The sequence below is a fragment of the Vibrio cortegadensis genome, from assembly GCF_024347395.1.
Classification (GTDB): domain Bacteria; phylum Pseudomonadota; class Gammaproteobacteria; order Enterobacterales; family Vibrionaceae; genus Vibrio; species Vibrio cortegadensis.
In genome coordinates this window covers 2,454,811-2,479,771 of sequence record NZ_AP025472.1, presented here as the reverse complement: position 1 = coordinate 2,479,771, position 24,961 = coordinate 2,454,811, and the positions used below count along the sequence as shown (strand labels likewise).

Genomic DNA, 24,961 nt, shown 5'->3' with positions numbered 1-24,961 from the left:
CGGGCTTTTTTATTTGGCTAACTAATGACTTCTTCCGATTGGCAGTGCGTTTTTCGCTTATATTGTCCAACCATCAACCCGTTTGAGCGCGGGTGAAGGAGTTATTATTTGCTTAGGTCGTCAGCGTGCTCAGATAGGAATGCTGCAACACCTTTTGGAGATGCGTCCATACCTGATTTGCCTTCTTCCCATTGTGCAGGACAAACTTCACCATTCTTCTCGTGGAAGTTTAGTGCGTCTACCATGCGTAGCATTTCGTCGATGTTACGGCCTAGTGGAAGGTCGTTAACAACTTGGTGACGAACAAGACCGTCAGCATCGATTAGGAAAGAACCACGGAAAGCAACGCCTGCTTCTGGGTGCTCAACATCGTATGCTTTGCAGATTTCGTGCTTAACGTCAGCAACTAGAGGGTACTTAACTTGACCGATACCGCCATCTTCGATAGCAGTGTTACGCCATGCGTTGTGTGAGAATTGTGAATCGATAGAAACACCAATTACTTCAACACCTTTAGCTTGGAAATCTTCTAGACGATTGTCAAAAGCGATTAGCTCTGAAGGACAAACGAATGTGAAGTCTAGTGGGTAGAAAAATACAACAGCTTTTTTACCTTTAGTGAACTCTGCGAAGTTGAAGTTATCAACGATTTCGCCGTTACCTAGAACAGCTGCTGCAGTAAAGTCAGGGGCTTGACGACCTACTAGTACCATTTTGAAATCTCCTAAAATATGATGACCAAACATCTTTGTTTGGGCTTTCGTTTCTACGGGACAAACTATAGTACAAACGTTACTATAGAAAAAAGCGAATTAAATAGATTAACTTAATCGAAAAAAGCGATGAGGATGCTTTCTCATCAAATCTTCTATCTTATTAATATGACAAAGTAATTAGCATGAATAAATGGCCCAGCTTAAAGCAGTTGCATTATTTAGTAACTTTGCACGAAACCCGTCATTTTAGTGATGCCGCAGAACGCTGTTTTGTGAGCCAGTCGACACTCAGTAAAGGGATCCAAAACCTTGAAGAGTTGATTGGTTGTCCTTTATACGAAAAAAAAGATAAAAAAAGCCCTTTAGTCTTTACTCAAGCGGGTGAATTAGTCGTCATTCGTGGCCGAGAGTTACTGGCGAAAGGACAAGATTTGGTTGAGCTTGGCAGTTTATGTCAGGGGGAAAGTATGCAGGGGCAGTTAAAACTGGGCTGTATTCCTACTATTGCTCCATTTCTATTATGCGATGTCGTACAAGAGGTTAACGCTCGCTTTCCTCAACTTCATCTATTACTACGTGAAGATACCACCACCAACTTATTAGCCGCCTTGAATCAAGGTGAGTTAGATGTATTGATACTGGCACTCCCCGTTGATATAGGGCATATGTATAGCAAAGTCGTCGGACAAGACCCGTTTAGGATGGTCATTAGTCGTAACCAAGCTGATGGGATTAGAGTGCCAATCCGATACGATGATTTACCCGATGAATCGGTTTTCCTATTAGAAAATGAACACTGCTTAACTGAACATGCCGTTTCAGCATGTAAGCTCACAGACAAAGAGAAGATAAATCCGTTTTCAGCAACGAGCTTACATACCTTGGTACAGATGGTTGCGAATGGGCTCGGTACTACATTTATACCTCAGATGGCGATTGAGCATGGCCTGCTTGATAATCAAAATCTAGTGGTGATTGATCCCCCTGGTCAGCAAGCTTATCGAGAGATAGGGCTGGTTTGGCGGCCAAGTACTTCTCGTTCTGAGACCTTTGAGCAATTAGCTGAAGTGGTATCAGAACTGCTCTAGCGATTGGTCTAACCTAAAAAGCACACTGTTTTCGGTGTGCTTTTTAGTTTTTTATTCTGTTAGTGTTGTTTGACTTGTAAAATTTCACAGAACTTTTTTGACGTGCCTTTCATAAAAAATCCTTTATTTACACACCTAATTTCACATCTCTCTTTTATTTTGTCGTTTGAATGGTCATTCACACCTATTCGTTAACCCTTTCTGTCAAAGGTTTCGAGCCCAAACTTAGAATTCGAACGCCTGTTTAAAACAGAATTAGCATAAAAAATCGCGTGTAATTTAATTACGTAATAAGTTACACAAGCAACCAATTTTCAGAGCCCTAAAGTCCAACAATATAAAACTTTGAATTTAACCTTTTGTTAACTTTAGTACTTTTACTCTAGTGGTTGTTGAGGTAAGTTTATTACTGTCTTGTAAGACCTATGTCTACATCGGAGGCTGTTGAAATACAGGTTTGGATAGGTGAAGGTAATAGGCACAAACCAAAACGAATCATGAATATTGAGCTTTAGGATGTTGCTTGTCTTTGTGGTTTTTGAGTTACAAATGTAATTTAAGGAAAGAATTATGCTTGCTGAAACAATACCAACAAATTCAGATAATATAAAAAGAACATCGCCTCAAAGTATGTTGGTGATTAATAGTGAGCTTGCTCCTGAGCATCAAGAAATTTTCCCTTTAGAAGCCCAAACCTTTTTATCTTTTTTATGCGCTCAATTTAGTGAGCGCGTGGATTTATTGCTCGAAGAGCGAGAGCAGAAGCAGTCACGGATTGATGCTGGGGAGCTACCGGACTTTTTAAGTGAGACTCAAGATATCCGAGAAGGCAGTTGGAAAATACTCGGTATCCCACAAGATTTACAAGATCGTCGAGTAGAGATCACCGGTCCAACCGATCGAAAAATGGTGATCAATGCATTAAACGCCAACGTGAAAGTCTTCATGGCGGACTTTGAAGATTCAATGTCGCCAGCATGGGGCAAAGTGCTCGATGGACAGGTGAATTTACGTGATGCTGTTAATGGAAACATCAGCTATACCAATGAGAGTAACGGCAAACAGTATCAATTAAGTGATGATCCTGCGGTGCTTATCTGCCGTGTTCGAGGTCTGCACTTAAAAGAGAAGCATGTAGAATTTAACGGCCAGATTATTCCTGGAGCGCTATTCGATTTCGCACTGTATTTCTATAACAACTACAAAACCCTGCTGAAGAAAGGCAGCGGCCCATATTTTTATATTCCTAAGCTGCAATCTCATCAAGAAGCGAAGTGGTGGAGTGATGTTTTCCATTTCACTGAAGACTTCTTTGGTCTGGATACTGGAACCATCAAAGCGACGGTATTGATTGAAACTCTACCTGCTGTATTTGAAATGGACGAGATCCTGTTCAACTTAAAAGAGCATATCGTTGGTCTTAATTGCGGGCGTTGGGACTATATCTTTAGCTACATTAAAACCTTGCGTAACCACCCTGATCGTATTCTGCCAGATAGACAAGTTGTGACAATGGATAAACCCTTCTTAAAGGCTTACTCGCAACTGCTAGTAAAAACGTGTCATCGCCGCGGAGCGTTTGCAATGGGAGGAATGGCCGCCTTTATTCCAGCCAAAGATCCACAAGTGAACCAACAAGTACTCGATAAGGTTCTGGGAGATAAATCTTTAGAAGCGAACAACGGACATGATGGAACGTGGGTCGCGCATCCAGGGCTTGCCGATACGGCAATGTCAGTGTTTGACCAAAAATTGGGTGAACGAACCAATCAATTGAATGTGCTACGGAAAGACGATAGCCCTATAACTGCACAGGTGTTACTTGCGCCTTGTGATGGTGCCATCACTGAACAAGGCATGCGTCATAACATTCGTGTTGCTCTGCAATATATAGAAGCGTGGATCTCAGGTAACGGTTGCGTTCCTATTTATGGATTAATGGAAGATGCGGCGACGGCTGAAATATCACGAGCTTCAATTTGGCAATGGATTCAGCACGAGCAAGAATTGGATAACGGACAAGTCGTCACCAAGTCGCTGTTCGAATCTTACCTGACTGAAGAGATCCAAGTTGTTCGTCAAGAAGTTGGAGAACAACGATTCATTAATGGTCGATTTGAAGAAGCGTCAGCATTGATGTCAGAACTCACCACCAGCGATGAACTGACGAATTTCTTAACGGTTCCAGGCTACGATTATTTGCCATAACTCATTGAAATGCTTAGCTAGCACATATGTATAGCTAACGCTAAGCGCACATTATAAAAAATGAACACGATTTATTACTAACAACGTGAAACAAAAGAGTTCGAGGTCAGAGAGAGTTGTACTGACGGAGAAAAGGATGACAGATGCATGAAGCATCGTATTACTACAGAGGGATAGACCATGACATTAACTCGCCGCCAACAAATCGAAGCTCTAGAGAAAGACTGGGCAACTAATCCACGCTGGAATAACGTAAAGCGTACTTACACAGCAGAAGAAGTGGTTGAACTTCGTGGTTCAGTGACGCCTGCCAATACTATCGCCCAACGTGGTGCTGATAAATTATGGTCTTTGGTCAACGGGTCATCTAAAAAAGGTTATGTAAACTGCTTGGGTGCACTGACTGGTGGTCAAGCGGTTCAGCAAGCCAAAGCGGGAATCGAAGCGATTTACCTATCAGGTTGGCAAGTTGCTGCAGATAACAATACGGCATCAACCATGTACCCTGACCAATCTTTATACCCTGTAGATTCAGTACCGTCAGTGGTTAAACGCATTAACAATTCATTCCGACGTGCAGACCAAATTCAATGGGCTGGTGGTAAGAGCCCAGAAGATGAAGGTGGCATTGATTACTTCTTACCTATCGTTGCGGATGCAGAAGCAGGATTTGGTGGCGTTCTCAATGCTTATGAGTTGATGAAGAATATGATCGAATCTGGTGCTGCAGGGGTTCACTTTGAAGACCAGCTAGCATCAGTGAAAAAATGTGGTCACATGGGCGGTAAAGTACTGGTTCCTACTCAAGAAGCGGTGCAAAAACTTGTCGCGGCACGTTTAGCTGCTGATGTTTCCGGCACAACAACACTTGTGATTGCGCGTACTGACGCCAACGCAGCGGATCTTCTGACTTCCGATTGTGACCCGTACGATCGTGACTTCATTCAAGGTGAGCGAACCGCTGAAGGTTTCTATCGAGTGAAAGCGGGCATCGACCAAGCTATTTCTCGTGGCCTAGCTTACGCGCCATATGCGGATTTAATCTGGTGTGAAACGGCAAAACCGTGTTTGGAAGAAGCGCGTAAATTTGCTGAAGCAGTACATGCAGAATACCCAGATCAGCTATTGGCATATAACTGTTCACCATCGTTTAACTGGGAGAAAAACCTAGATTCAGAAACGATTGCAAAATTCCAGCAAGAGCTTGCGGATATGGGCTACAAATACCAGTTCATTACACTAGCGGGCATCCACAACATGTGGTTCAACATGTTTGAATTGGCTCATGCTTATGCGCAAGGCGAAGGTATGCGTCACTATGTTGAGAAAGTACAGCGTCCAGAATTTGAAGCAGCAGATAAAGGTTACACATTTGTGGCGCACCAACAAGAAGTGGGTACAGGATACTTTGACCGTATGACCAATACGATTCAAGGTGGAAACTCTTCGGTGACGGCACTGACAGGATCAACAGAAGAAGAGCAATTCTAGCGATAGCTTTACTCTTTATAATCCATTTGAGCGGCGGTATAGCCGCTCTTTTTTATGAGGTATCCTTAAGTTTTTAGGAAGGCATTGATATCATCAACAGATAACTCGTTATTTTACATAAATAAAAACGCGGCTCATTGGATTGAGACGCGTTTTGTTTTTAGTTTTGATTAAGCTAAATTAAAGCTTAAAGAAGCCTAGTAAATCTTTCTGTTTTACGGCTAAAGCAGAAAGCTCTTCACTTGCTTCTTTACTTTGTTTAATTCCTGAAACATTTTGATGAACAATATCAAACGTTTGAGATACATTCTGAGAAATATCTTGTGTCACACCAGATTGCTCTTCTGACGCGGTAGCAACTTGAGTGTTCATATCCGAAATTAAGCTCACAGAATGAGTAATCGATGTGAAAGCTGATCGTAATTGCTCACTGTAGTTCCGAGACTCCTCGGCAAGTGACAGGTTAGATTGCATGAATTGATTCGCATCTTTAGCTTGAGCTTGTAATCGAGAAATGATCTCTTGGATATCAATGGTAGACTGCTGGGTTTTTGCCGCAAGCGATCGCACTTCATCCGCAACAACAGCAAACCCTCGGCCTTGTTCTCCAGCACGCGCCGCTTCAATTGCAGCATTTAATGCCAGTAAATTGGTTTGCTCTGAAATGGAATTAATGACCTCAATAACAGTCCCAATCTCAACTGAATATTCTTGCAACTGATTGACAATATTAGACGTCTCTTCGATTGATGTTTCCACTTTACGAGAAATTTCATCAGCAGAGTCTAAAGAGCTGCCACCTTTTTCGACGTTAGACGTCGCTTCCGTTGCTGCTCCTTCTGCACTCGCCGCATTTTGGCTGACCTCATTTGCCGTACTCGATAGCTCATTAATCGCGGTGGCAATTTGCTCCATTTGGCTGAGTTCTTGCTGAGCATTGCTTTCTGTTTCACTCATGATAGCGGTGAGCTCTACAGAGGCTGCTGAAACATTGTCTGAAATTTGGTGAAACCCATCGATGATACGTCGTAACTCTTGGCGCATTTCTAAAATATTGGCATAGATTCCGGTTTCTTTACCTGTAATGGCAATGTCTTTGGACAGATCACCAGAAACGACTTCTTCAACGATGGATTGAATATCACTTGGTTCACCCCCAACGACTTTGAGAACGCTGCGATAGATAGAAACAGCGATGCCTAAAGCGATAACTACAACAATAAATGAAAGAATGGCTAGAACAGATTGAGCATTTGAGAAACGTTCAACCATTTCAGGCCCAACAGTATCTTGTGTTTCTTTGGTTGAGAGTTTAATTTCTTCGATAGTTTGAGCAGCAGAGGCTCCCATTACATCAAGAGTGCCGGAAACAATATTATTTCCGGCACTGATGGTTTCAACAACTTTTGAAAACGTAACTTGATAAACTTTGAAGGCATTATTAAATTCTCTCAAATAGTTCAGCTGCTTGGTTGATATAAGTTGTGATTCAATCAATTCAGATAATTTAAGTGCTGACTTGAACTCTTCTTGTGCTCGTTCTGCATCTGTAACTTGATTGCTTGTTAGAAATTTTGAAGCGTATAGACGAGATAGCAACACGTGCTGTTGAAGATTCCCTGCGCTGACGGCTACTTCAAGATCTTCCTCTACAGCGGCTTGGGTCATCAAATTTGTGACTGCCTTTCGCATATTGATCCCAGCAGGATCTAGCTGGTTTTGTACGAGTTGATTGCGGCTGTTGACGAGCTGAACAACTTGGTTAAACCCTTGGTTATACTTTTCAAGTTGTTCTTCTATCGCTAAAAATTCATTTTTATGAGCATCATCAATATGAGATCTTAGAACATTATCGATTAACTGAGTCGACGTTTTAATACGTTTGTTTAGTTCGGCTATATGAGAAGAATCTGGATTGTTTATGTATTTTAATGCTGCTAATCGCGCCTCTAAAATATTGGCTTGGATGCGACCGGTGACTACGCTAGTGAGAGCTAGAGAACGGTAGGTATTAAATCCACCGCTGGATTGATAAAAACGCAGTGATGCTACGACGGATATGACCAATATTAGGGCCAAAATAACCCCGAAACCTAAGGATAGTAACTTTTTTAAACTCATAATGGTGGCTTCCTCACGTGACTGTTTGTTTTATTATTGTTAGTAAGTAGTTGCATTATAGTTATTAATAACAATGTCAGTATGTGGATTTGAATATATTTATTTTACCGGTGAGAAATTATGAAACTCAGGACGTGAAAAAATAAAGGCTCATCACATCGTCGAGTCTTTAGAGGGGGCTTATGCAAGAATACTCCTTGGGTTGAAGCTATTCTATTATGCGAGTAAACCGAATTCATACATCATCATAGCCTTGTCTCTAAAGGTATTAAGGCTATGATGGATTAAGAATTGACCATTAAGGCCTTATTCTTCTATGACATCGACGTCGACTTCTTCTGGTTCGGCATCTTCTTGTAGCTCAAGCAAATTAATGGCAATGGTGACAAAGTCACTGTCAGTAATAATTCCGACTAGCTCTCCATCTTCCACCACAGGTAAGCAGCCAACTTTGTGCTTTTGCATGTAAGTGGCACTCTCTTTTAATCCTGCTCTTGGCTCTACAGTCATGATATTACGGTGCATTACCTCATTGAGAGGGGTCGCTAGAGTATAAGATTGTGTGCTTGGAATATTTTGCAGGCTAGACTCTTGAGCGGCAAGAATATCACGCTGAGTCACTACGCCGAGCAGTCTTCTTTCTGCATCCACAACAGGAATGTGGCGGATATCTAAGGCTTCCATTGTACTCTTAGCTTCGGCTAACGAATGTGATCGTAATAGAGTGTGAGGGTTACGAGTCATCATGTCTTCGACTTTGATCATCACGATCTCCTTTTATGGGTCGGTGTAGTTTAACTATAGGTTTTTATTGTCTTAATATCTGGGAGCTAACTCATTTTTATTGAGCTTTATGCAACGAATTAGATTGCGATCAAGTTTGAATACTGATGAGTGATATTGTTGCTCATGTCGGTTTTACAATGAAATGTATCGCAGACTTGGTAATGAGTAATGTTGATTGAATGGTAGGTCGTGGACTATTGGGTTTTTCTCGGTAGGAAGATCATCAAGATGTTTAGGAAAATAGGATTAGTGGCAACGCTATTGATTGTATCAAGTAGCGCTAGTGCAATTGTGTTGGGTAATGTAGAAAGCGAGCCTACCTATCAAGTGACACTACGGGCCAGTAATATGGCTGAGTTCCCAATATGCGGTGGTTCAGTCATTGCTGACCGATGGGTGTTAACTGCGGCTCACTGTGTTGTTATGGGGCAAGGAACCGATGACAGCACATATTATGTTACGTCTCCGGGGGACTTAGCGATCACCGCTAATACTCAACATTTACATAATGTCGATTTACACCATTTATATAACGTGACGCATGTTGTCGTTCACCCTAAATATGAACGTTTTAGCCGTTTTAAAGTATATGAGAATGGCGACGAAGAGCTAATCAATACGAGTTTAGAAAATGATATTGCACTATTAAGAGTTGATCGTGTATTTGACTTCCCTGCAAGAGTGAATCTAGCAAGCCCAACGGTAATGCAAACTATTGAACGTCGATTGATGGGCGATTGGATCGATAATGCTGATAGCAATGATCGCCAACCCAATCTACACGTTTCAGGGTGGGGGACGACAACGCCACTAGCTGAAGAGGCTTCACCACAATTACTCTCAACGCGCACTACTTTTTTGCCTATCGAAAATTGTTATGAACGTTTAGAAGGTGGCACTGAGCAGTTGCCAGGAATAATTGATTCCCCAGTTAACCTTACCAAGATCTGCTCCATGCCGAATCAAGTGGAAATTCTAGATCCAGACAGTAGTACTTATTATGGGAATAGTGCTTGTAAAGGCGATAGTGGCGGGGCATTGATGGCAAGTGAGGAATTAGATTTAGGTCAAGCGGTTCAAATTGGAATTGTAAGTGGTGGGCCGATGATCATGCCTGTTTGTGGCTCTGTGACCATCCCTAGTTTCTACACTAAAGTAAGCACTTATTATGATTGGATTCAAAGTTATATTAACCAATCAACGATTCCTGAAAATGCGATAGTAGAGCCCGAATTTATCGCTGATTATCAAGCACCAGGAACATTGCCTCCAGAAGAAACTTTACCGCCATCTGAAGAGTGTAATGATAGTATCTCAACAAGTAACTGTAATTTTGTTCAGCCAGATGGTGCGAATCTCTATTGGTTCTATTCGCTATTCCTTATTGGTGTTGGGTTCTTTCGATGTAAGAGCTAATGATTGATGATCCATTCAGGCTGTTAAACGAGCAGCCTGATTTTTACTACTATTTACACTTATCCCTTAGAACAATCCTTGCTATTGCGTTTTGTCTGCCTATACTACTCCACTGCGAAATTTTTACTCGCAACCCTTTATTTATCAACCAAACAAGATAAGTCGCATGCAAGTTTCTGATTTTCATTTTGAATTACCTGATGAGCTGATAGCTCGTTACCCTCAAGCGGAACGTACCGCGAGTCGCCTTCTACAATTAGATGGAAATACTGGAACCTTGAGTGATGGTTCATTTAAAGACGTATTAGATCTTGTTCAACCGGGTGATTTAGTTGTTTTTAATAATACACGAGTGATTCCAGCTCGGCTGTTTGGTCGTAAAGAGTCTGGCGGTAAGCTAGAAGTCTTAGTCGAACGTATGATTGATGAGAAAAGCATTCTTGCTCACGTACGTTGCTCTAAATCACCTAAGCCAGGTACTACTCTATTCCTTGGTGAACATGATGAGTACCAAGCTGAAATGGTCGCACGCCATGATGCTCTGTTTGAGATCCGCTTTACCTCTGATCAAAGTGTATTAGAGATTTTAAATGCGGTTGGTCATATGCCATTACCGCCTTATATTGATCGTCCTGATGAAGACGCAGATAAAGAGCGTTATCAGACGGTATATAACAAAAAGCCGGGTGCCGTTGCAGCACCAACAGCAGGTTTACACTTTGATGAGCAGCTACTAGAGCAGATCAAAGATAAAGGTGTCGAGTTTGCTTACGTTACTTTGCATGTTGGAGCGGGTACATTCCAACCAGTAAAAGTGGATAATATCCATGATCACCACATGCATGCAGAGTATGTAGAAGTGCCACAAGAGGTTGTGGATGCGATTGCTGCGACAAAAGCTCGTGGTGGACGTGTCATCGCGGTTGGGACGACATCTGTTCGTTCATTAGAAAGTGCCGCTCAAGATGCACTGAAAAAAGGTACTGAGCTCGTTCCATTTTTTGGCGACACAGAAATCTTTATTTTCCCAGGCTACGAGTATCAATTGGTTGATTGTTTGATCACCAACTTTCACTTGCCTGAGTCAACATTAATTATGCTTGTTAGCGCTTTTGCAGACTACGACAAAGTGATGGCCGCTTACGATCATGCCGTTAAAAATGAATACCGCTTCTTCAGTTATGGCGATGCGATGTTCATCAATAAGAAAACGAAATAATCATCACTCGTAAATTCCCGGATTTCGTGGCATTTTCGAGAAAAAAGTTTAATAGTCGAGTGCTAGCATTGAGCTAGGAAGGGAAGGTAACTTTACTTCTCGCAAGGATAAGCGACCGCTCTCGGTAGGGTGAATAACCCAGTAAAATCGTCAGATTGTTTCTCTGGCATATTGGAGGTCTCGTGAGATTAAAGTACGAACTTAAAAAAACAAATGGTAACGCACGTCGTGGTCAACTTCAGTTTGAACGCGGTACAGTAGAAACACCAGCATTCATGCCTGTAGGTACTTACGGTACTGTGAAAGGTATGACACCGGAAGAAGTGAAAGACACTGGTGCAGAAATTCTGCTTGGTAACACTTTCCACCTTTGGTTACGCCCTGGTCAAGAGATCATGAAATTACATGGTGATCTCCATGACTTCATGAACTGGAAAGGCCCAATCCTAACCGATTCAGGCGGTTTCCAAGTATTCAGCTTAGGTAAGACTCGTAAAATTACCGAAGAAGGTGTTCATTTCCGTAGCCCTGTGAACGGCGATAAGATCTTTATGGATGCTGAGAAATCAATGCAAATCCAATACGATCTTGGTTCTGATATCGTGATGATCTTCGACGAATGTACGCCATTCCCGGCAACCCACGATGAAGCTCGTATTTCAATGGAGCGTTCTATTCGTTGGGCGGACCGTAGCCGTAATGAATTTGATCGCCAAGACAACACCAATTCACTATTTGGTATTGTACAAGGTGGTGTTTACGAAGATCTACGTGATGTGTCTGTTGAAGCGCTAACTAAAATTGGCTTCGATGGTTACGCTGTCGGTGGTTTAGCGGTAGGCGAACCTAAAGAAGACATGCACCGTATTCTTGAGCATACTTGCCCACAACTACCTGAAGATAAGCCTCGTTACCTCATGGGCGTAGGCAAACCTGAAGATCTCGTTGAAGGCGTTCGTCGTGGTATCGATATGTTCGACTGCGTAATGCCGACTCGAAATGCTCGCAATGGACACCTATTTGTGACTGGCGGTGTGATCAAGATCCGTAATGCGAAACATAAAACGGATACAACACCACTAGATCCACAGTGTGACTGTTACACTTGCAGCAACTATTCAAAATCATATCTACACCACCTAGATCGTTGTAATGAGATCTTAGGTGCAAGACTGAATACTATTCATAACCTACGTTACTACCAACGTTTGATGCAAAGTATCCGTAACGCGATCGATGAAGACCGTTTTGATGCTTTTGTAGAAGAATTTTACGCTCGCCGTGATCGTGAAGTTCCACCAATGAATAAATAATTTGTCTCTATCGCCCTATTTTTGCGACCTCAATCTCTAAACTAGACTTTGAAGCCTTGAAAATAGGGCGATGCAGCCCAATTAGTTGGATTATCAATAAAAATTAAATAGAGGATGTTTTTAAATGTTTATTTCTCAAGCTCACGCAGCTGCTGAAGGCGCTGCACCAGGTGGCGGTTTCGAAATGCTAATCATGCTAGGCATGTTCGCAGTAATCTTCTACTTCATGATTTACCGTCCACAAGCGAAACGTGTAAAAGAGCACAAAAGCTTAATGAGCGCGATGGGTAAAGGCGACGAAGTACTGACTAGTGGCGGCCTTGTAGGCAAAATTACTAAAATCGCTGAAGACAATGACTATGTGTCAATTGCACTTAACGATAATAACGAAGTTGTAATCAAAAAAGATTTCGTTACTGCAGTGCTACCTAAAGGTACGCTTAAGTCTCTATAACAGCTAGAGGATCCTCGCTGTGCTAAACCGTTACCCGTTATGGAAGTATTTAATGGTGGTGTTTTCCATCGCCATTGCAGCGCTATACGCTCTTCCAAATATATACGGTGAAGATCCGGCGATTCAAGTCACAGGGGTGCGTGGCGCCTCTGTAGATATGTCGACGCTGGATGCTGTCACCGAAGCTCTTGATGAAAAGAGCTTATCTCATAAATCCGTTGCTCTAGAGAACGGTTCTATTCTTGTTCGTTTTACCGATACTGACACTCAAATCAGTGCTCGCGATATTGTTAGCGAAGCATTAGGCAAAGATGTCATTGTTGCTCTTAACTTAGCGGCTTCTACTCCTGATTGGCTTGAATCTATTGGTGCTGCACCAATGAAACTTGGCCTTGATTTACGTGGTGGTGTTCACTTCTTAATGGAAGTGGATATGGACGCTGCGATGGGTAAGCTTGTTGGACAGCAAGAAGAAGCCTTCAGAAGTGAACTGCGTGAAGAAAAAATTCGTTACCGCTCTATTCGCCCATCGGGTAAAGACGCGGTAGAAGTATTACTTCGCAATGAAGAGCAACTCTCCCAAGCTAAACAAAGCCTTACATCAAAGCACCAAGATATGACTTTTACTGAGTCTGCATCAAATGGTCGTTTTGCGCTGGTGGCTAAGTTTACGGAAGCTCGCCTTCAAGAGATTCGTAACTACGCAGTTGAGCAGAATATTACTATTTTGCGCAATCGTGTAAATGAACTTGGTGTTGCTGAACCTCTTGTTCAACGTCAAGGTGCAAGCCGAATCGTTGTGGAACTGCCAGGTGTTCAGGATACTGCTCGCGCTAAAGAAATTTTAGGTGCAACAGCGACACTTGAATTCCGAGAAGTGGATGATAAAGCTGACTTAGCAGCAGCGGCAAGTGGTCGAGCGCCTGCTGGCAGTGAAATCAAACAAGATCGTAATGGTCGCCCTGTCGTACTGAAGAAACGTGTCATTCTTGGTGGCTCAAGTATTACAGACGCAAGTTCAAGCGTTGATGAGTATGGTCGTCCACAAGTGAATATCTCACTTGATAGTGAAGGTGGCAGCAAAATGTCAGCGTTCTCACGTAAAAACATCGGTAAGCTTATGGCAACCGTATTTGCTGAGTACAAAGACAGTGGGCGTAAAAACCCAGAAGGCAGCGTAATCCTGACTAAGCATGAAGAAGTGATCAACCAAGCAACGATTCAATCAACGCTTGGCCGTAGTTTCCGAATTACAGGTATTGATTCAGCTTCAGAAGCTCATAACTTAGCTCTGCTACTTCGTGCTGGTGCTCTTATTGCTCCAATCTCAATCGTTGAAGAGCGCACAATTGGTCCATCTATGGGTCAACAGAACATCGATATGGGTGTGATGGCGTGTGTTTGGGGTATGGCGGCAGTTATGCTGTTTACTCTACTGTACTACCGTAAGTTTGGCTTAATTGCGAACATGGCACTAATGGCAAACCTAGTCTTGATTATCGGTGTCATGTCGATGATCCCTGGGGCAACCATGACGCTTCCTGGTATCGCTGGTATCGTTTTGACCGTTGGTATGGCGGTGGATGCGAACGTGCTGATATTTGAGCGTATTCGTGAAGAGCTACGTGATGGACGTAATCCACAACAAGCGATTCACCAAGGTTACGCCAATGCATTCAGTACTATTGCCGATGCGAACATTACGACCTTAATTACAGCAATTATTTTGTTTGCTGTAGGTACAGGTGCAATCAAAGGTTTCGCCGTGACTCTGTCTATCGGTATTCTGACTTCTATGTTTACCGCTATTGTTGGAACGCGTTGTGTCGTGAACCTGCTATATGGTGGCAAACGTATCGATAAACTGTCGATCTAAGCTAAGGGAAATGTGATGTTTCAGATTTTGAAAGCAGACAAAACGATCGACTTTATGCGTTGGTCTAAATTTGCCTTTGCTTTTTCTATAATCATGATTGGTGCTGCAATCTTTACTCTTTCAACAAAATGGTTGAATTGGGGTTTAGATTTTACGGGCGGTACTCTGATTGAAGTTGGTTTTGAGCAACCAGCAAACCTAGAAGATATTCGTGGTGCTTTACAGGCAAAAGGTTTTGGCGATGCAACGGTACAAAACTTTGGTTCTGCTCGTGAAGTAATGGTTCGCTTGCGTCCAAGAGATGACCTTCAAGGTGAAACTCTTGGTAACCAAATTCTATCAGCGATTGAAGATGGAACTGGCGAAAGCGTAGAGATGCGCCGTATCGAGTTTGTTGGTCCTAACGTTGGCGATGAACTAACTGAAGCGGGTGGTTTAGCCATTATCGTTTCATTAATCTGTATTTTGATATACGTATCAATGCGTTTTGAGTGGCGTCTGGCTGCTGGTGCGGTACTCGCATTAACGCACGATGTTATTATCACGCTGGGTGTATTCTCCATCATGCAGATTGAAGTGGACTTAACGATTGTGGCAGCACTATTGACGGTAGTGGGGTACTCCCTCAACGATACCATCGTAGTATTTGACCGTATCCGTGAAAACTTCCGCAAAATGCGTAAAGGTGAGTCTGCTGAAGTGATGAATAATTCAATCACACAAACATTAAGTCGTACTTTGATTACTTCCGGTACTACTTTGTTTGTTGTTATTGCATTGTTCGCACAAGGTGGGGCAATGATCCACGGCTTTGCAACAGCATTGCTGTTAGGTATCACTGTTGGTACTTACTCTTCTATCTATGTTGCATCTGCACTGGCTCTTAAACTAGGTATCACTCGTGAACACCTAATGCCACCACAGATTGACAAAGAAGGCGCTGAATTTGACGAGATGCCTTAACGAGAGTTAACTCATCTAGACAAGTTGTCACAAAAAGCCGCTGAGAAATCAGCGGCTTTTTATTTGCTTGTCACTTTTTGTTTGCTTGCCGCTATTTCATCAGAACCATGCATAAAAGATTCATTTCAAAGATGGCACTATAAGATTCAAGTTTAAATCAGAAAGGATTCAGTAATAGGCATAAAAAAACGCCCGCATATTGCTATGCGGGCGTTTACAATTTTGAGTAAGTTAAATTACTTACAGATAGCTTCGTTACCGTGTTCACGGATAGTCTTAAGCATACACTTAACACCACGTGCACTTGATGCAACGATATTGCCAGACTTCATGTACTCAGTACCGCCAGCAAAGTCAGTCAGGATAGCACCAGATTCACGAGCAATAAGCTCAGCAGCTGCAAGATCCCAAGGTTTCAAGCCAAGCTCAAAGTAACCATCAACACGGCCAGCTGCTAGGTAGCATAAGTCTAGCGCAACAGAACCTGTACGACGGAAATCAGAACAATCAGCAAATAGAGCTGAAAGTACTTTTAGGTAGCTTTCAGAGTGCTGCTTTTGATTGTAAGGGAAGCCTGTCGCTAAAACAGTACCTTGGAGGTCTTTAAGTTGAGATACACGTAGACGAGCATTGTTTAGTTGAGCGCCAGCACCACGTTGAGCTGTGAATAGCTCATTTAGCATTGGGTCATAAACACAAGCGACTTCAGTTTTACCGTTGATACGAACAGCGATAGATACTGAGAAGTGTGGGAAGCCTTTTACGAAGTTATTCGTGCCATCCAGTGGGTTGATAATCCATTGTACACTTGAATCAGAGCCTTCGATAAGGCCGCTTTCTTCCGCAATCGTGCTGTGATCTGGGTAAGAAGCTTTGATAGTTTCAAGAATAAGGTATTCAGCTTCTTCATTGATATTAGTAATAAATGAGTTATTACCTTTTTGAGTGATCTCAATTTTATCAACAGTTTCTAACGATTTAGCAATATGATTGCCTGCTTTACGCGCAGCGCGTATAGCAATATTTAGCATAGGATGCATAAGGATTTTCCCAACGGATGTTAAAGAACGATTTAAAGCGGCGGGGAGTATACCAAACTTTTATTAAAAGGGAAGTGGTTATTTAATGAGCTTTTGAATCGGATAACAGATGAAAACTGTGATCTAACGAGTTTAGTGTGTTTTTAAATGTCTTGAATGACAGGAGTATCGCGGTGGCTATATAAGCTTGTTTTGTTTTTTGTTATTATCTCGCGGTTTTAATTTTAGTGGTGTCGTCAAGTTATGTTAGACAATGTAAAAGTCGTTTTAGTAGGAACCTCTCATCCCGGTAACATTGGTTCAGCAGCTCGTGCAATGAAAGTTATGGGGCTTAACCAAATGGTATTGGTGGCTCCCCAGTGTGAAGTTGATTCACAAACGATGGCATTGGCTGCCGGGGCTGGGGATATTGCAATGAACGCTCAAATCGTTGAGACGTTAGATGAAGCAATCGCAGATTGTGGTTTAGTTGTAGGATCAAGTGCTCGTTCACGTACTTTAGAGTGGCCAATGCTAGAACCAAGAGAGTGCGGTGAAAAGTTTTCCGTAGAGGGTGAAAAGCACCCAGTGGCACTTATTTTTGGTCGTGAGCGTACAGGTCTTACTAATGAAGAGCTGCAAAAATGTCACTTCCACGTTTGTATACCTGCTAACCCAGAATACAGTTCATTGAATTTAGCAATGGCAGTACAAACCTTAAGCTATGAAATTAGGGTTGCACATCTTGAAAGAGAGAAAAGCCAATATGCACCTCAAGAACAAGAAGAGTACCCACGTCACAAAGAGCTAGAAATGTTCTATGAACACCTTGAAAAAGTGATGTTGGATACCCAATTCATCTCTAAGGAACAGCCTGGGCAAGTGATGAATAAATTACGTCGATTATTTAGCCGAGCTAGACCAGAGTTACAAGAGATCAATACCTTAAGAGGTGTTTTGACCTCTGTAGAAAGAAGCATAAATAGCTCAAAATAGCCGCTTTTATATTAGGGTTAAATACTTGACTAAAACAGTCAAATAAATACTTGACTAAAATAGTCGGGTATGGAAAAATCGTATCCACATAATCAATGTGGATACGGTGATGGTATGAAACTTACATCTAAAGGAAGATATGCGGTGACAGCCATGCTGGATGTTGCATTGCATTCGACAAATAACCCCGTGCCTCTGGCTGATATTTCAGAGCGACAAGGTATTTCACTCTCATATTTAGAGCAGTTATTTTCCAAGTTACGTAAAGCGGGTTTAGTGGCAAGTGTACGTGGCCCTGGTGGTGGATATCGTTTAGGCGCAGATGCCAATGATATCGCGATTGGAACCGTGATTGCCGCCGTCGATGAATCAGTAGATGCAACTAAGTGCCATGGGCGAGAGGGTTGCCAGGGTGGCACTCGCTGTCTTACTCATACACTTTGGCGCGATTTAAGTTCACGCATTAGCGACTTCTTAAATAACATCACTCTTGGAGAGTTGATGGAAGATAATGAAGTGTTAGAAATTTCAGGCCGACAAGACATTGATCTTGCGGTAAATCATGGGTTTGCACAAAAAAATACAAGCACCGCTCCCATCGGTGTCAATGTTCGCTCATAAGCGACCATGTTTACATTGGAGTAGAGAATGAAACTGCCTATTTATTTTGACTATTCAGCAACATGTCCAGTAGATCCTCGAGTGGCTGAAAAGATGGTTCAATGCATGACGATGGACGGAAACTTTGGTAATCCGGCATCTCGTTCGCATCGCTATGGCTGGCAGGCTGAAGAAGCAGTTGATAACGCTCGTGAGCAGATCGCAGGTTTATTGAATGCAGACCCACGTGAAATCGTATTTACATCTGGTGCAACAGAATCAGATAACCTTGCGATAAAAGGTGCCGCGCACTTTTATGGTAAGAAAGGTAAGCATGTCATTACCTGCAAAACAGAACACAAAGCCGTATTAGATCCATGTCGCCAACTTGAGCGTGAAGGTTATGAAGTTACTTACCTTGCACCAGAAGCGAATGGCATCATCGATCTGAATAAGCTTCAAGAAGCAATGCGTGAAGACACCGTTCTTGTCTCTATCATGCACGTGAATAACGAAATTGGTGTGATTCAAGATATCTCATCAATTGGTGAAATGTGTCGTGAACGCAAAATCATTTTCCACGTCGATGCCGCACAATCAGCGGGTAAAATTCCACTAGACGTACAAGAGATGAAAGTGGATCTGATTTCACTATCAGCTCATAAAGTGTATGGACCTAAAGGCATTGGTGCGCTTTATGTTAGCCGTAAACCACGTATTCGCCTAGAAGCGCAAATGCATGGTGGTGGTCATGAGCGTGGTTTCCGTTCAGGTACTTTAGCGACGCACCAAATTGTGGGCATGGGTGAGGCTTTTGCCATTGCTAAACAAGATATGCAGTTCGATTTTGATCATGCTAAAGCGTTACGTGAGCGTTTACTCAACGGCGTGAAAGATCTTGAAGCCGTAACCGTTAACGGTGATTTGGACCAACGTGTTCCGCACAACCTTAACGTTAGCTTTGCCTTCGTAGAAGGTGAGTCGCTGCTTATGTCTCTTAAAGATCTTGCAGTGTCTTCAGGTTCAGCTTGTACATCAGCAAGTTTGGAACCGTCATATGTTCTACGTGCACTTGGTCTAAATGATGAATTAGCACATAGCTCAGTAAGATTTTCATTCGGCCGTTTTACTACGGAAGAAGAAGTGGACTACGCAATTGAACAAATTCGTGTAGCCGTAAACAAATTACGCGACATGTCTCCTCTATGGGATATGTATAAAGAAGGGATTGATCTGGACACTGTTGAGTGGGCGCATCACTAATCCCTAGTCAGTAGAGGAAGAGAGGAAACTATCATGGCTTATAGCGAAAAAGTAATTGATCACTACGAAAATCCACGCAACGTTGGTGCTTTTGATAAAGAAGACCCAAGTGTAGGTAGCGGCATGGTCGGTGCTCCAGCATGTGGCGATGTAATGAAACTACAAATCAAGGTAACACCAGAAGGTATTATCGAAGATGCGAAGTTTAAAACGTACGGTTGCGGTTCTGCGATTGCTTCTAGCTCACTGGTTACTGAGTGGGTTAAAGGTAAAAGCATTGACGAAGCGGCAGCAATCAAAAATGCAGAAATTGCAGAAGAGCTAGAATTGCCTCCAGTGAAAGTACACTGTTCAATTCTTGCCGAAGATGCAATTAAAGCGGCTGTTGCTGATTACAAAAAGAAACACGATTAATAACCTCGATTAATAACAATGGGAGGTGAAAGCCTCCTAAATGAATTCCACAAAAAATAGAACAAGGTTGTAGTATGGCCATCACAATGACAGAAGCAGCAGCAAGCCGAGTTAGAGCATTTCTAGATAATCGAGGCAAAGGCATCGGTTTGAGACTAGGTGTAAAAACGACGGGCTGTTCCGGCATGGCTTATGTTTTAGAATTTGTGGATGACTTGAATGAAGAAGACAAAACGTTTGAACATTCAGGTGTCACCGTTATTATCGACCCGAAAAGCTTGGTTTACCTAGATGGCACTGAGCTTGATTATGTGAAAGAAGGGCTTAACGAAGGCTTTGAATTCAACAACCCGAACGCGAAAAGCGAGTGTGGTTGTGGTGAAAGCTTTAACGTATAAATAGCCATTCCATATTAGCTAGGCTCTTAGCTAGGGCCTAGAACTTAGGACCTGATTTTTACATGAATCATTTTGAATTATTTGGGCTACCAATTCAGTTTTCACTGGATGGTAGCCTTCTTTCTTCGCAGTTTAGAGAGCTGCAACGTCGTTTTCACCCAGATAACTTTGCAACGGCATCTGAGCGTGATCGCCTGCTTTCAGTTCAAAAAGCGGCGCAAATTAACGATGCATATCAAATATTAAAAAATCCCATTTCTCGTGCAGAGTACATGCTTTTATTGCAAAGTATTGATATTCGAGCAGAGCAGCAGACGATGCAAGATCCTGAGTTTCTAATGGAACAGATGGAACTACGTGAAGAGCTAGAAGATATCGCTGCAAGTGCTGATGTTGAAGATGCTGTTTATGACTTTGATAGCAAAGTAAGCAAAATGTATAAGCAGCATTTAAAAGCCATAGAAGAAGAATTAGATCAAAACCTATGGATTCAAGCTGCGGATAGAGTAAGAAAGCTAAAGTTTGTTGCGAAATTAAAGCATGAAATAGAACTCGTCGAAGATCGTTTACTCGGCTAGTTTAGATAATAAGGACCAACCCATGGCACTACTCCAAATTGCAGAACCCGGCCAAAGCTCTGCACCTCATGAACATAAACTTGCCGTCGGTATCGACCTCGGTACGACTAACTCATTAGTGGCAAGTGTTCGTAGTGGAAACGCGACGACCCTATTGGATGAGCAACAGCGCAGTATTTTGCCATCGGTTGTTCATTACCCGGCAGCACAAAGCGATGCCGTGACGCACTCAGTCGGTCATGACGCACGTGCATTGGCGCAGACAGATCCAAAAAATACGATCATTTCAGTAAAACGTCTGATTGGTCGTTCATTAGCCGATATTCAATCTCGCTATCCTTCACTGCCTTACCAATTTGTTGCAAGTGATAACGGACTTCCAGTTTTAGAAACCGCGCAAGGGGCTAAAAACCCGATTCAAGTATCGGCGGATATTTTAAAAGCACTAACTCATCGCGCAGAGCAAACGCTCGGTGGTGAACTGTCTGGTGTGGTTATTACTGTCCCTGCTTATTTTGATGATGCCCAACGTGCGGGAACAAAAGATGCGGCAAACCTTGCTGGCTTACATGTTCTACGCCTACTAAACGAACCAACAGCAGCAGCCATTGCATACGGTCTCGATTCAGGTCAAGAAGGCGTTATTGCTGTTTACGATCTCGGTGGTGGTACTTTTGATATCTCCATTCTTCGCCTGTCGAAAGGTATCTTTGAAGTGTTGGCAACAGGCGGTGACTCAGCACTAGGTGGAGATGATTTTGACCACTTGATCGCTGAACATTTCCAAAGCCAAATCAATCTTGATGCTCCAATCACTGCAGAGCAGCAACGCCAGTTATTGGATGCTGCGACGGACGCTAAAATTGCCCTTTCAGATAGTGATATTGCCCAAGTAAGTGTACTCGGCTGGAATGGCACATTAAGCCGTGACGAACTGAATGATATTTTACGACCACTTGTTAAAAAAACCTTATTGTCTTGCCGACGTGCGCTGAAAGATTCAGATGTAGATGCTGATGATGTACAGAACGTCGTGATGGTGGGCGGTTCAACAAGAACGCCACTAGTGCGTGACATGGTGGGTGACTTCTTTGGTAAAACACCTCTAACCAGCATTAACCCTGATGAAGTTGTCGCGATAGGCGCAGCGATTCAAGCGGATATTTTAGTAGGCAACAAACCTGATTCTGAAATGTTACTGCTAGACGTTATCCCACTGTCACTCGGTATTGAAACCATGGGTGGCTTGGTTGAAAAAATTATTCCACGTAATACCACTATCCCAGTCGCTAAAGCTCAAGAATTTACCACCTTTAAAGATGGGCAAACGGCAATGACCGTGCATACTGTCCAAGGTGAACGAGAAATGGTAGACGATTGTCGCTCACTGGCTCGTTTTGCGCTTAAAGGTATTCCACCAATGGCTGCAGGTGCAGCGCATATCCGCGTGACATATCAAGTAGACGCTGATGGCCTACTGTCTGTTACTGCTATGGAGAAAAGCACTGGCGTTCAAGCGGAGATACAAGTTAAGCCTTCCTATGGTTTAAGTGAGAATGAAGTCGCAAGCATGCTGAAAGATTCGATGACATACGCTCAAGAAGATATGGATGCACGTACTCTGGCAGAGCAAAAAGTGGAAGCGGATCGAGTCATAGAAGGCTTGATTGTTGCGATGAATGCGGATGGCGATGAACTGCTCTCAGAGACAGAAAAGCAAGCTTTGCTAGCCTCCATCGAATCATTGATTGAATTGCGAAATGGCCACAGTGCCGAAGCGATTGAATTAGGAATAAAAGAGACAGATAAAGCAAGCCAAGACTTTGCTTCTCGTCGTATGGACAAATCGATTCGAGCTGCTTTATCAGGGCAGTCAGTCAACGATATTTAATCGTTAATTTGACCAATATTAATTAGTTATATGAAGACCGAGATTAAGAATGCCTAAAATAATTGTTTTACCTCATGAAGATCTTTGCCCTGAAGGCGCAGTATTTGAAGCTCAAAAGGGCGAAACTGTTCTTGATGTAGCACTAAAAAATGGTATCGGAATTGAGCATGCATGTGAAAAATCATGCGCTTGTACCACTTGCCACGTGATCATCCGTGAAGGGTTTGACTCGCTAGAAGAGAGTGAAGAGCTGGAAGATGACATGCTAGATAAAGCATGGGGACTTGAGCCTGAATCTCGCTTAGGTTGCCAAGCCGTAGTAACCGATGAAGACCTTGTCGTTGAGATCCCTAAATACACATTGAACCACGCATCTGAAGATCATTAAGACGCGCTTCAACGTTAACGATAATTAAAGGAGTTGATTATGAGCTTAAGATGGACTGATTCGCGAGATATTGCGATTGAGCTTTGCGACTTATATCCAGACACCGATCCTAAAACCGTTCGCTTCACTGATTTACATCGATGGATCACGGAATTAGACGGATTTGAGGATGAACCCAATAACTCTAATGAGAAAATATTAGAAGCGGTAATTCTATGTTGGATGGATGAAGCGGATTAATTGAATGATTCGTGTTTTGAAAACGTAGCGCAGTTAACATTTCTTACTAAAAATAGCGGACCTTATGGTCCGTTTTTTTATCATAGCGACCTTTTATCTCTACAAAATGCTAACATCTAGCCAATATCACAAAGTAATCACACATGGCGTAGAAACGCTATCTCGGACAAGGAGAAACCATGTCTACACAGATGTCTGTATTTTTAAGTAAAGAAACTGCCCAGCCTCAGTGGGGAGAGAACGCAATTTTGTCATTTTCTGAAAATGGCGCAACGATTCACTTAAATGAGTCGCATGATTTTGGCGCCGTTCAACGCGCTGCACGTAAGTTAGACGGACAGGGCATTCAGTCTATTGCACTACAAGGCGAGGGCTGGAGCTTAGAAAGTGTCTGGGCCTTCCATCAAGGCTACCGTGGACCAAAGAAAAAAAACTATCTTGAGTGGGATTCACTTGCCGAGGGTGAACAAGCGGAGCTCGAAGCTCGAATCAAAGCGACCGATTGGACTCGTGATATCATCAATAAAAGCGCAGAAGAAGTGGCTCCCCGTCAACTTGCCACAATGGCCGCTGAGTTTATCAAGTCAGTCGCTCCAGAAGGCACAATTACCGCTAAAATCGTGAAAGACAAAGATCTTCTTACAGAAGGCTGGGAAGGCATTTATGCCGTTGGTCGCGGCTCTTCACGCACCTCAGCTATGCTGCAATTAGATTACAACCCAACAGGCGATGAAAATGCCCCTGTTTTCGCTTGTCTTGTGGGTAAAGGTATCACTTTTGATTCAGGCGGTTACAGCTTGAAACCATCTGGATTCATGACCGCAATGAAATCTGATATGGGCGGTGCTGGCACGATCACGGGTGGTTTTGCCCTTGCGATTAGCCGTGGCCTCAATAAGCGTGTGAAGCTTATCCTATGCTGCGCAGAGAATATGATTTCAGGCCGAGCATTGAAACTTGGTGATGTGATCACTTATAAAAATGGCAAAACCGTTGAAGTAATGAATACTGATGCGGAAGGTCGCTTAGTGCTAGCGGATGGTTTGTTGTACGCCAGTGCGCAAAACCCTGAGTTAATCATTGACTGCGCAACACTCACCGGTGCCGCGAAAAACGCGTTGGGTAATGACTACCATGCACTACTGAGCTTTGATGATGAACTATCACATCAAGCGCTAACCAGTGCAGCTCAAGAGAAAGAAGGGCTATGGCCTCTACCTCTTGCCGATTTTCACCGTAGCATGTTGCCATCCAACTTTGCTGATCTTTCCAATATCAGCAGTGGCGATTACAGCCCAGGAGCAAGTACAGCCGCAGCCTTCTTGTCTTACTTTGTGGATGATTACAAAAAAGGTTGGTTGCACTTTGATTGTGCTGGCACTTACCGTAAATCAGCGAATGATAAATGGGCGGCAGGCGCAACTGGTATGGGCGTTCGCACCTTAGCGAACATACTTATCGAACAAGCAAAATAATATTCAGGGACTCTCTGTTCGAGTCCCCATAACAACAAATGGAAGTAG

The 24,961-nt window shown here is 42.8% G+C and carries 23 protein-coding genes; 19 read left to right on the top strand and 4 right to left on the bottom strand.

Annotation, left to right across the window (positions count from 1 at the left end; all coding sequences use genetic code 11):
• Positions 1-104: 104 nt before the first annotated feature.
• On the bottom strand, positions 105-713 hold the full coding sequence (locus OCV39_RS11675; protein ID WP_017053745.1) for a peroxiredoxin C: 609 nt from the start codon (positions 711-713) through the stop codon (positions 105-107).
• Positions 714-898: 185 nt separating this feature from the next.
• Between OCV39_RS11675 and OCV39_RS11670 the strand changes: the two genes are divergently transcribed.
• The 3 genes from OCV39_RS11670 to aceA all read left to right on the top strand — a co-directional run bounded on the left by OCV39_RS11670 (position 899) and on the right by aceA (position 5,503).
• Positions 899-1,804 (top strand): hydrogen peroxide-inducible genes activator, encoded by a 906-nt coding sequence (locus OCV39_RS11670; RefSeq protein ID WP_113796597.1) that lies wholly within the window; start codon positions 899-901, stop codon positions 1,802-1,804.
• A 570-nt stretch (positions 1,805-2,374) separates the two neighbouring features.
• Positions 2,375-4,012 carry a malate synthase A gene (aceB, locus tag OCV39_RS11665; protein ID WP_390903222.1) on the top strand — a complete coding sequence of 546 codons (1,638 nt, stop codon included), beginning with the start codon at positions 2,375-2,377 and terminating at the stop codon, positions 4,010-4,012.
• Between the two features lie 180 nt (positions 4,013-4,192).
• Complete coding sequence (aceA, locus tag OCV39_RS11660) at positions 4,193-5,503, top strand: isocitrate lyase (protein ID WP_113796593.1); 1,311 nt, start codon at positions 4,193-4,195, stop codon at positions 5,501-5,503.
• A gap of 180 nt (positions 5,504-5,683) precedes the next feature.
• Here aceA and OCV39_RS11655 read toward each other — a convergent pair whose 3' ends face one another.
• Both OCV39_RS11655 and OCV39_RS11650 read right to left on the bottom strand, forming a co-directional pair.
• A complete protein-coding gene (locus OCV39_RS11655) occupies positions 5,684-7,624 on the bottom strand; it encodes a HAMP domain-containing methyl-accepting chemotaxis protein (protein ID WP_261888511.1) in 1,941 nt (646 codons plus the stop codon).
• Positions 7,625-7,930: 306 nt separating this feature from the next.
• On the bottom strand, positions 7,931-8,389 hold the full coding sequence (locus OCV39_RS11650; RefSeq protein ID WP_017053750.1) for a CBS domain-containing protein: 459 nt from the start codon (positions 8,387-8,389) through the stop codon (positions 7,931-7,933).
• A gap of 249 nt (positions 8,390-8,638) precedes the next feature.
• Here OCV39_RS11650 and OCV39_RS11645 point away from each other — a divergent pair, with 249 nt between their 5' ends.
• The 6 genes from OCV39_RS11645 (at position 8,639) to secF (ending at position 15,651) form a co-directional block, all read left to right on the top strand.
• Positions 8,639-9,826, top strand: a complete 1,188-nt coding sequence (locus OCV39_RS11645; protein ID WP_171756927.1) for a S1 family peptidase — start codon at positions 8,639-8,641, stop codon at positions 9,824-9,826.
• Between the two features lie 166 nt (positions 9,827-9,992).
• The gene (gene queA / locus OCV39_RS11640) at positions 9,993-11,045 is read left to right on the top strand and encodes a tRNA preQ1(34) S-adenosylmethionine ribosyltransferase-isomerase QueA (RefSeq protein ID WP_136995422.1); all 1,053 of its coding nucleotides are present in this window, start codon (positions 9,993-9,995) and stop codon (positions 11,043-11,045) included.
• A gap of 182 nt (positions 11,046-11,227) precedes the next feature.
• Complete coding sequence (tgt, locus tag OCV39_RS11635) at positions 11,228-12,358, top strand: tRNA guanosine(34) transglycosylase Tgt (protein ID WP_113796585.1); 1,131 nt, start codon at positions 11,228-11,230, stop codon at positions 12,356-12,358.
• Positions 12,359-12,482: 124 nt separating this feature from the next.
• The gene (yajC, locus tag OCV39_RS11630) at positions 12,483-12,812 is read left to right on the top strand and encodes a preprotein translocase subunit YajC (protein ID WP_113796583.1); all 330 of its coding nucleotides are present in this window, start codon (positions 12,483-12,485) and stop codon (positions 12,810-12,812) included.
• 19 nt (positions 12,813-12,831) lie between these two features.
• Positions 12,832-14,688: a protein translocase subunit SecD gene (secD, locus tag OCV39_RS11625; protein WP_261888510.1), complete on the top strand. Its 1,857-nt coding sequence runs from the start codon at positions 12,832-12,834 to the stop codon at positions 14,686-14,688.
• A 15-nt stretch (positions 14,689-14,703) separates the two neighbouring features.
• Positions 14,704-15,651: a protein translocase subunit SecF gene (gene secF, locus OCV39_RS11620; RefSeq protein WP_017053756.1), complete on the top strand. Its 948-nt coding sequence runs from the start codon at positions 14,704-14,706 to the stop codon at positions 15,649-15,651.
• Between the two features lie 236 nt (positions 15,652-15,887).
• Here secF and suhB read toward each other — a convergent pair whose 3' ends face one another.
• On the bottom strand, positions 15,888-16,691 hold the full coding sequence (gene suhB, locus OCV39_RS11615; RefSeq protein WP_113796579.1) for an inositol-1-monophosphatase: 804 nt from the start codon (positions 16,689-16,691) through the stop codon (positions 15,888-15,890).
• 243 nt (positions 16,692-16,934) lie between these two features.
• Between suhB and trmJ the strand changes: the two genes are divergently transcribed.
• The 10 genes from trmJ (at position 16,935) to pepB (ending at position 24,913) form a co-directional block, all read left to right on the top strand.
• Entirely contained in the window at positions 16,935-17,666 is a 732-nt protein-coding gene (gene trmJ, locus OCV39_RS11610) for a tRNA (cytosine(32)/uridine(32)-2'-O)-methyltransferase TrmJ (protein WP_113796577.1), read from the top strand.
• Between the two features lie 114 nt (positions 17,667-17,780).
• Positions 17,781-18,287, top strand: a complete 507-nt coding sequence (gene iscR, locus OCV39_RS11605; RefSeq protein ID WP_017053759.1) for a Fe-S cluster assembly transcriptional regulator IscR — start codon at positions 17,781-17,783, stop codon at positions 18,285-18,287.
• Positions 18,288-18,314: 27 nt separating this feature from the next.
• Positions 18,315-19,529, top strand: coding sequence for an IscS subfamily cysteine desulfurase (locus OCV39_RS11600; protein ID WP_017053760.1), 1,215 nt, complete (start codon positions 18,315-18,317; stop codon positions 19,527-19,529).
• A 33-nt stretch (positions 19,530-19,562) separates the two neighbouring features.
• A complete protein-coding gene (gene iscU / locus OCV39_RS11595) occupies positions 19,563-19,943 on the top strand; it encodes a Fe-S cluster assembly scaffold IscU (RefSeq protein WP_017053761.1) in 381 nt (126 codons plus the stop codon).
• Between the two features lie 74 nt (positions 19,944-20,017).
• On the top strand, positions 20,018-20,341 hold the full coding sequence (gene iscA, locus OCV39_RS11590) for an iron-sulfur cluster assembly protein IscA (protein ID WP_017053762.1): 324 nt from the start codon (positions 20,018-20,020) through the stop codon (positions 20,339-20,341).
• Positions 20,342-20,403: 62 nt separating this feature from the next.
• The gene (gene hscB / locus OCV39_RS11585; protein ID WP_017053763.1) at positions 20,404-20,919 is read left to right on the top strand and encodes a co-chaperone HscB; all 516 of its coding nucleotides are present in this window, start codon (positions 20,404-20,406) and stop codon (positions 20,917-20,919) included.
• Positions 20,920-20,941: 22 nt separating this feature from the next.
• The gene (gene hscA / locus OCV39_RS11580; protein WP_261888509.1) at positions 20,942-22,810 is read left to right on the top strand and encodes a Fe-S protein assembly chaperone HscA; all 1,869 of its coding nucleotides are present in this window, start codon (positions 20,942-20,944) and stop codon (positions 22,808-22,810) included.
• Positions 22,811-22,859: 49 nt separating this feature from the next.
• The gene (fdx, locus tag OCV39_RS11575) at positions 22,860-23,198 is read left to right on the top strand and encodes an ISC system 2Fe-2S type ferredoxin (RefSeq protein WP_017053765.1); all 339 of its coding nucleotides are present in this window, start codon (positions 22,860-22,862) and stop codon (positions 23,196-23,198) included.
• 39 nt (positions 23,199-23,237) lie between these two features.
• Positions 23,238-23,438 carry a Fe-S cluster assembly protein IscX gene (gene iscX, locus OCV39_RS11570; protein ID WP_017053766.1) on the top strand — a complete coding sequence of 67 codons (201 nt, stop codon included), beginning with the start codon at positions 23,238-23,240 and terminating at the stop codon, positions 23,436-23,438.
• Positions 23,439-23,617: 179 nt separating this feature from the next.
• Positions 23,618-24,913, top strand: a complete 1,296-nt coding sequence (gene pepB / locus OCV39_RS11565; RefSeq protein ID WP_261888508.1) for an aminopeptidase PepB — start codon at positions 23,618-23,620, stop codon at positions 24,911-24,913.
• The last annotated feature ends 48 nt before the right edge of the window (positions 24,914-24,961 follow it).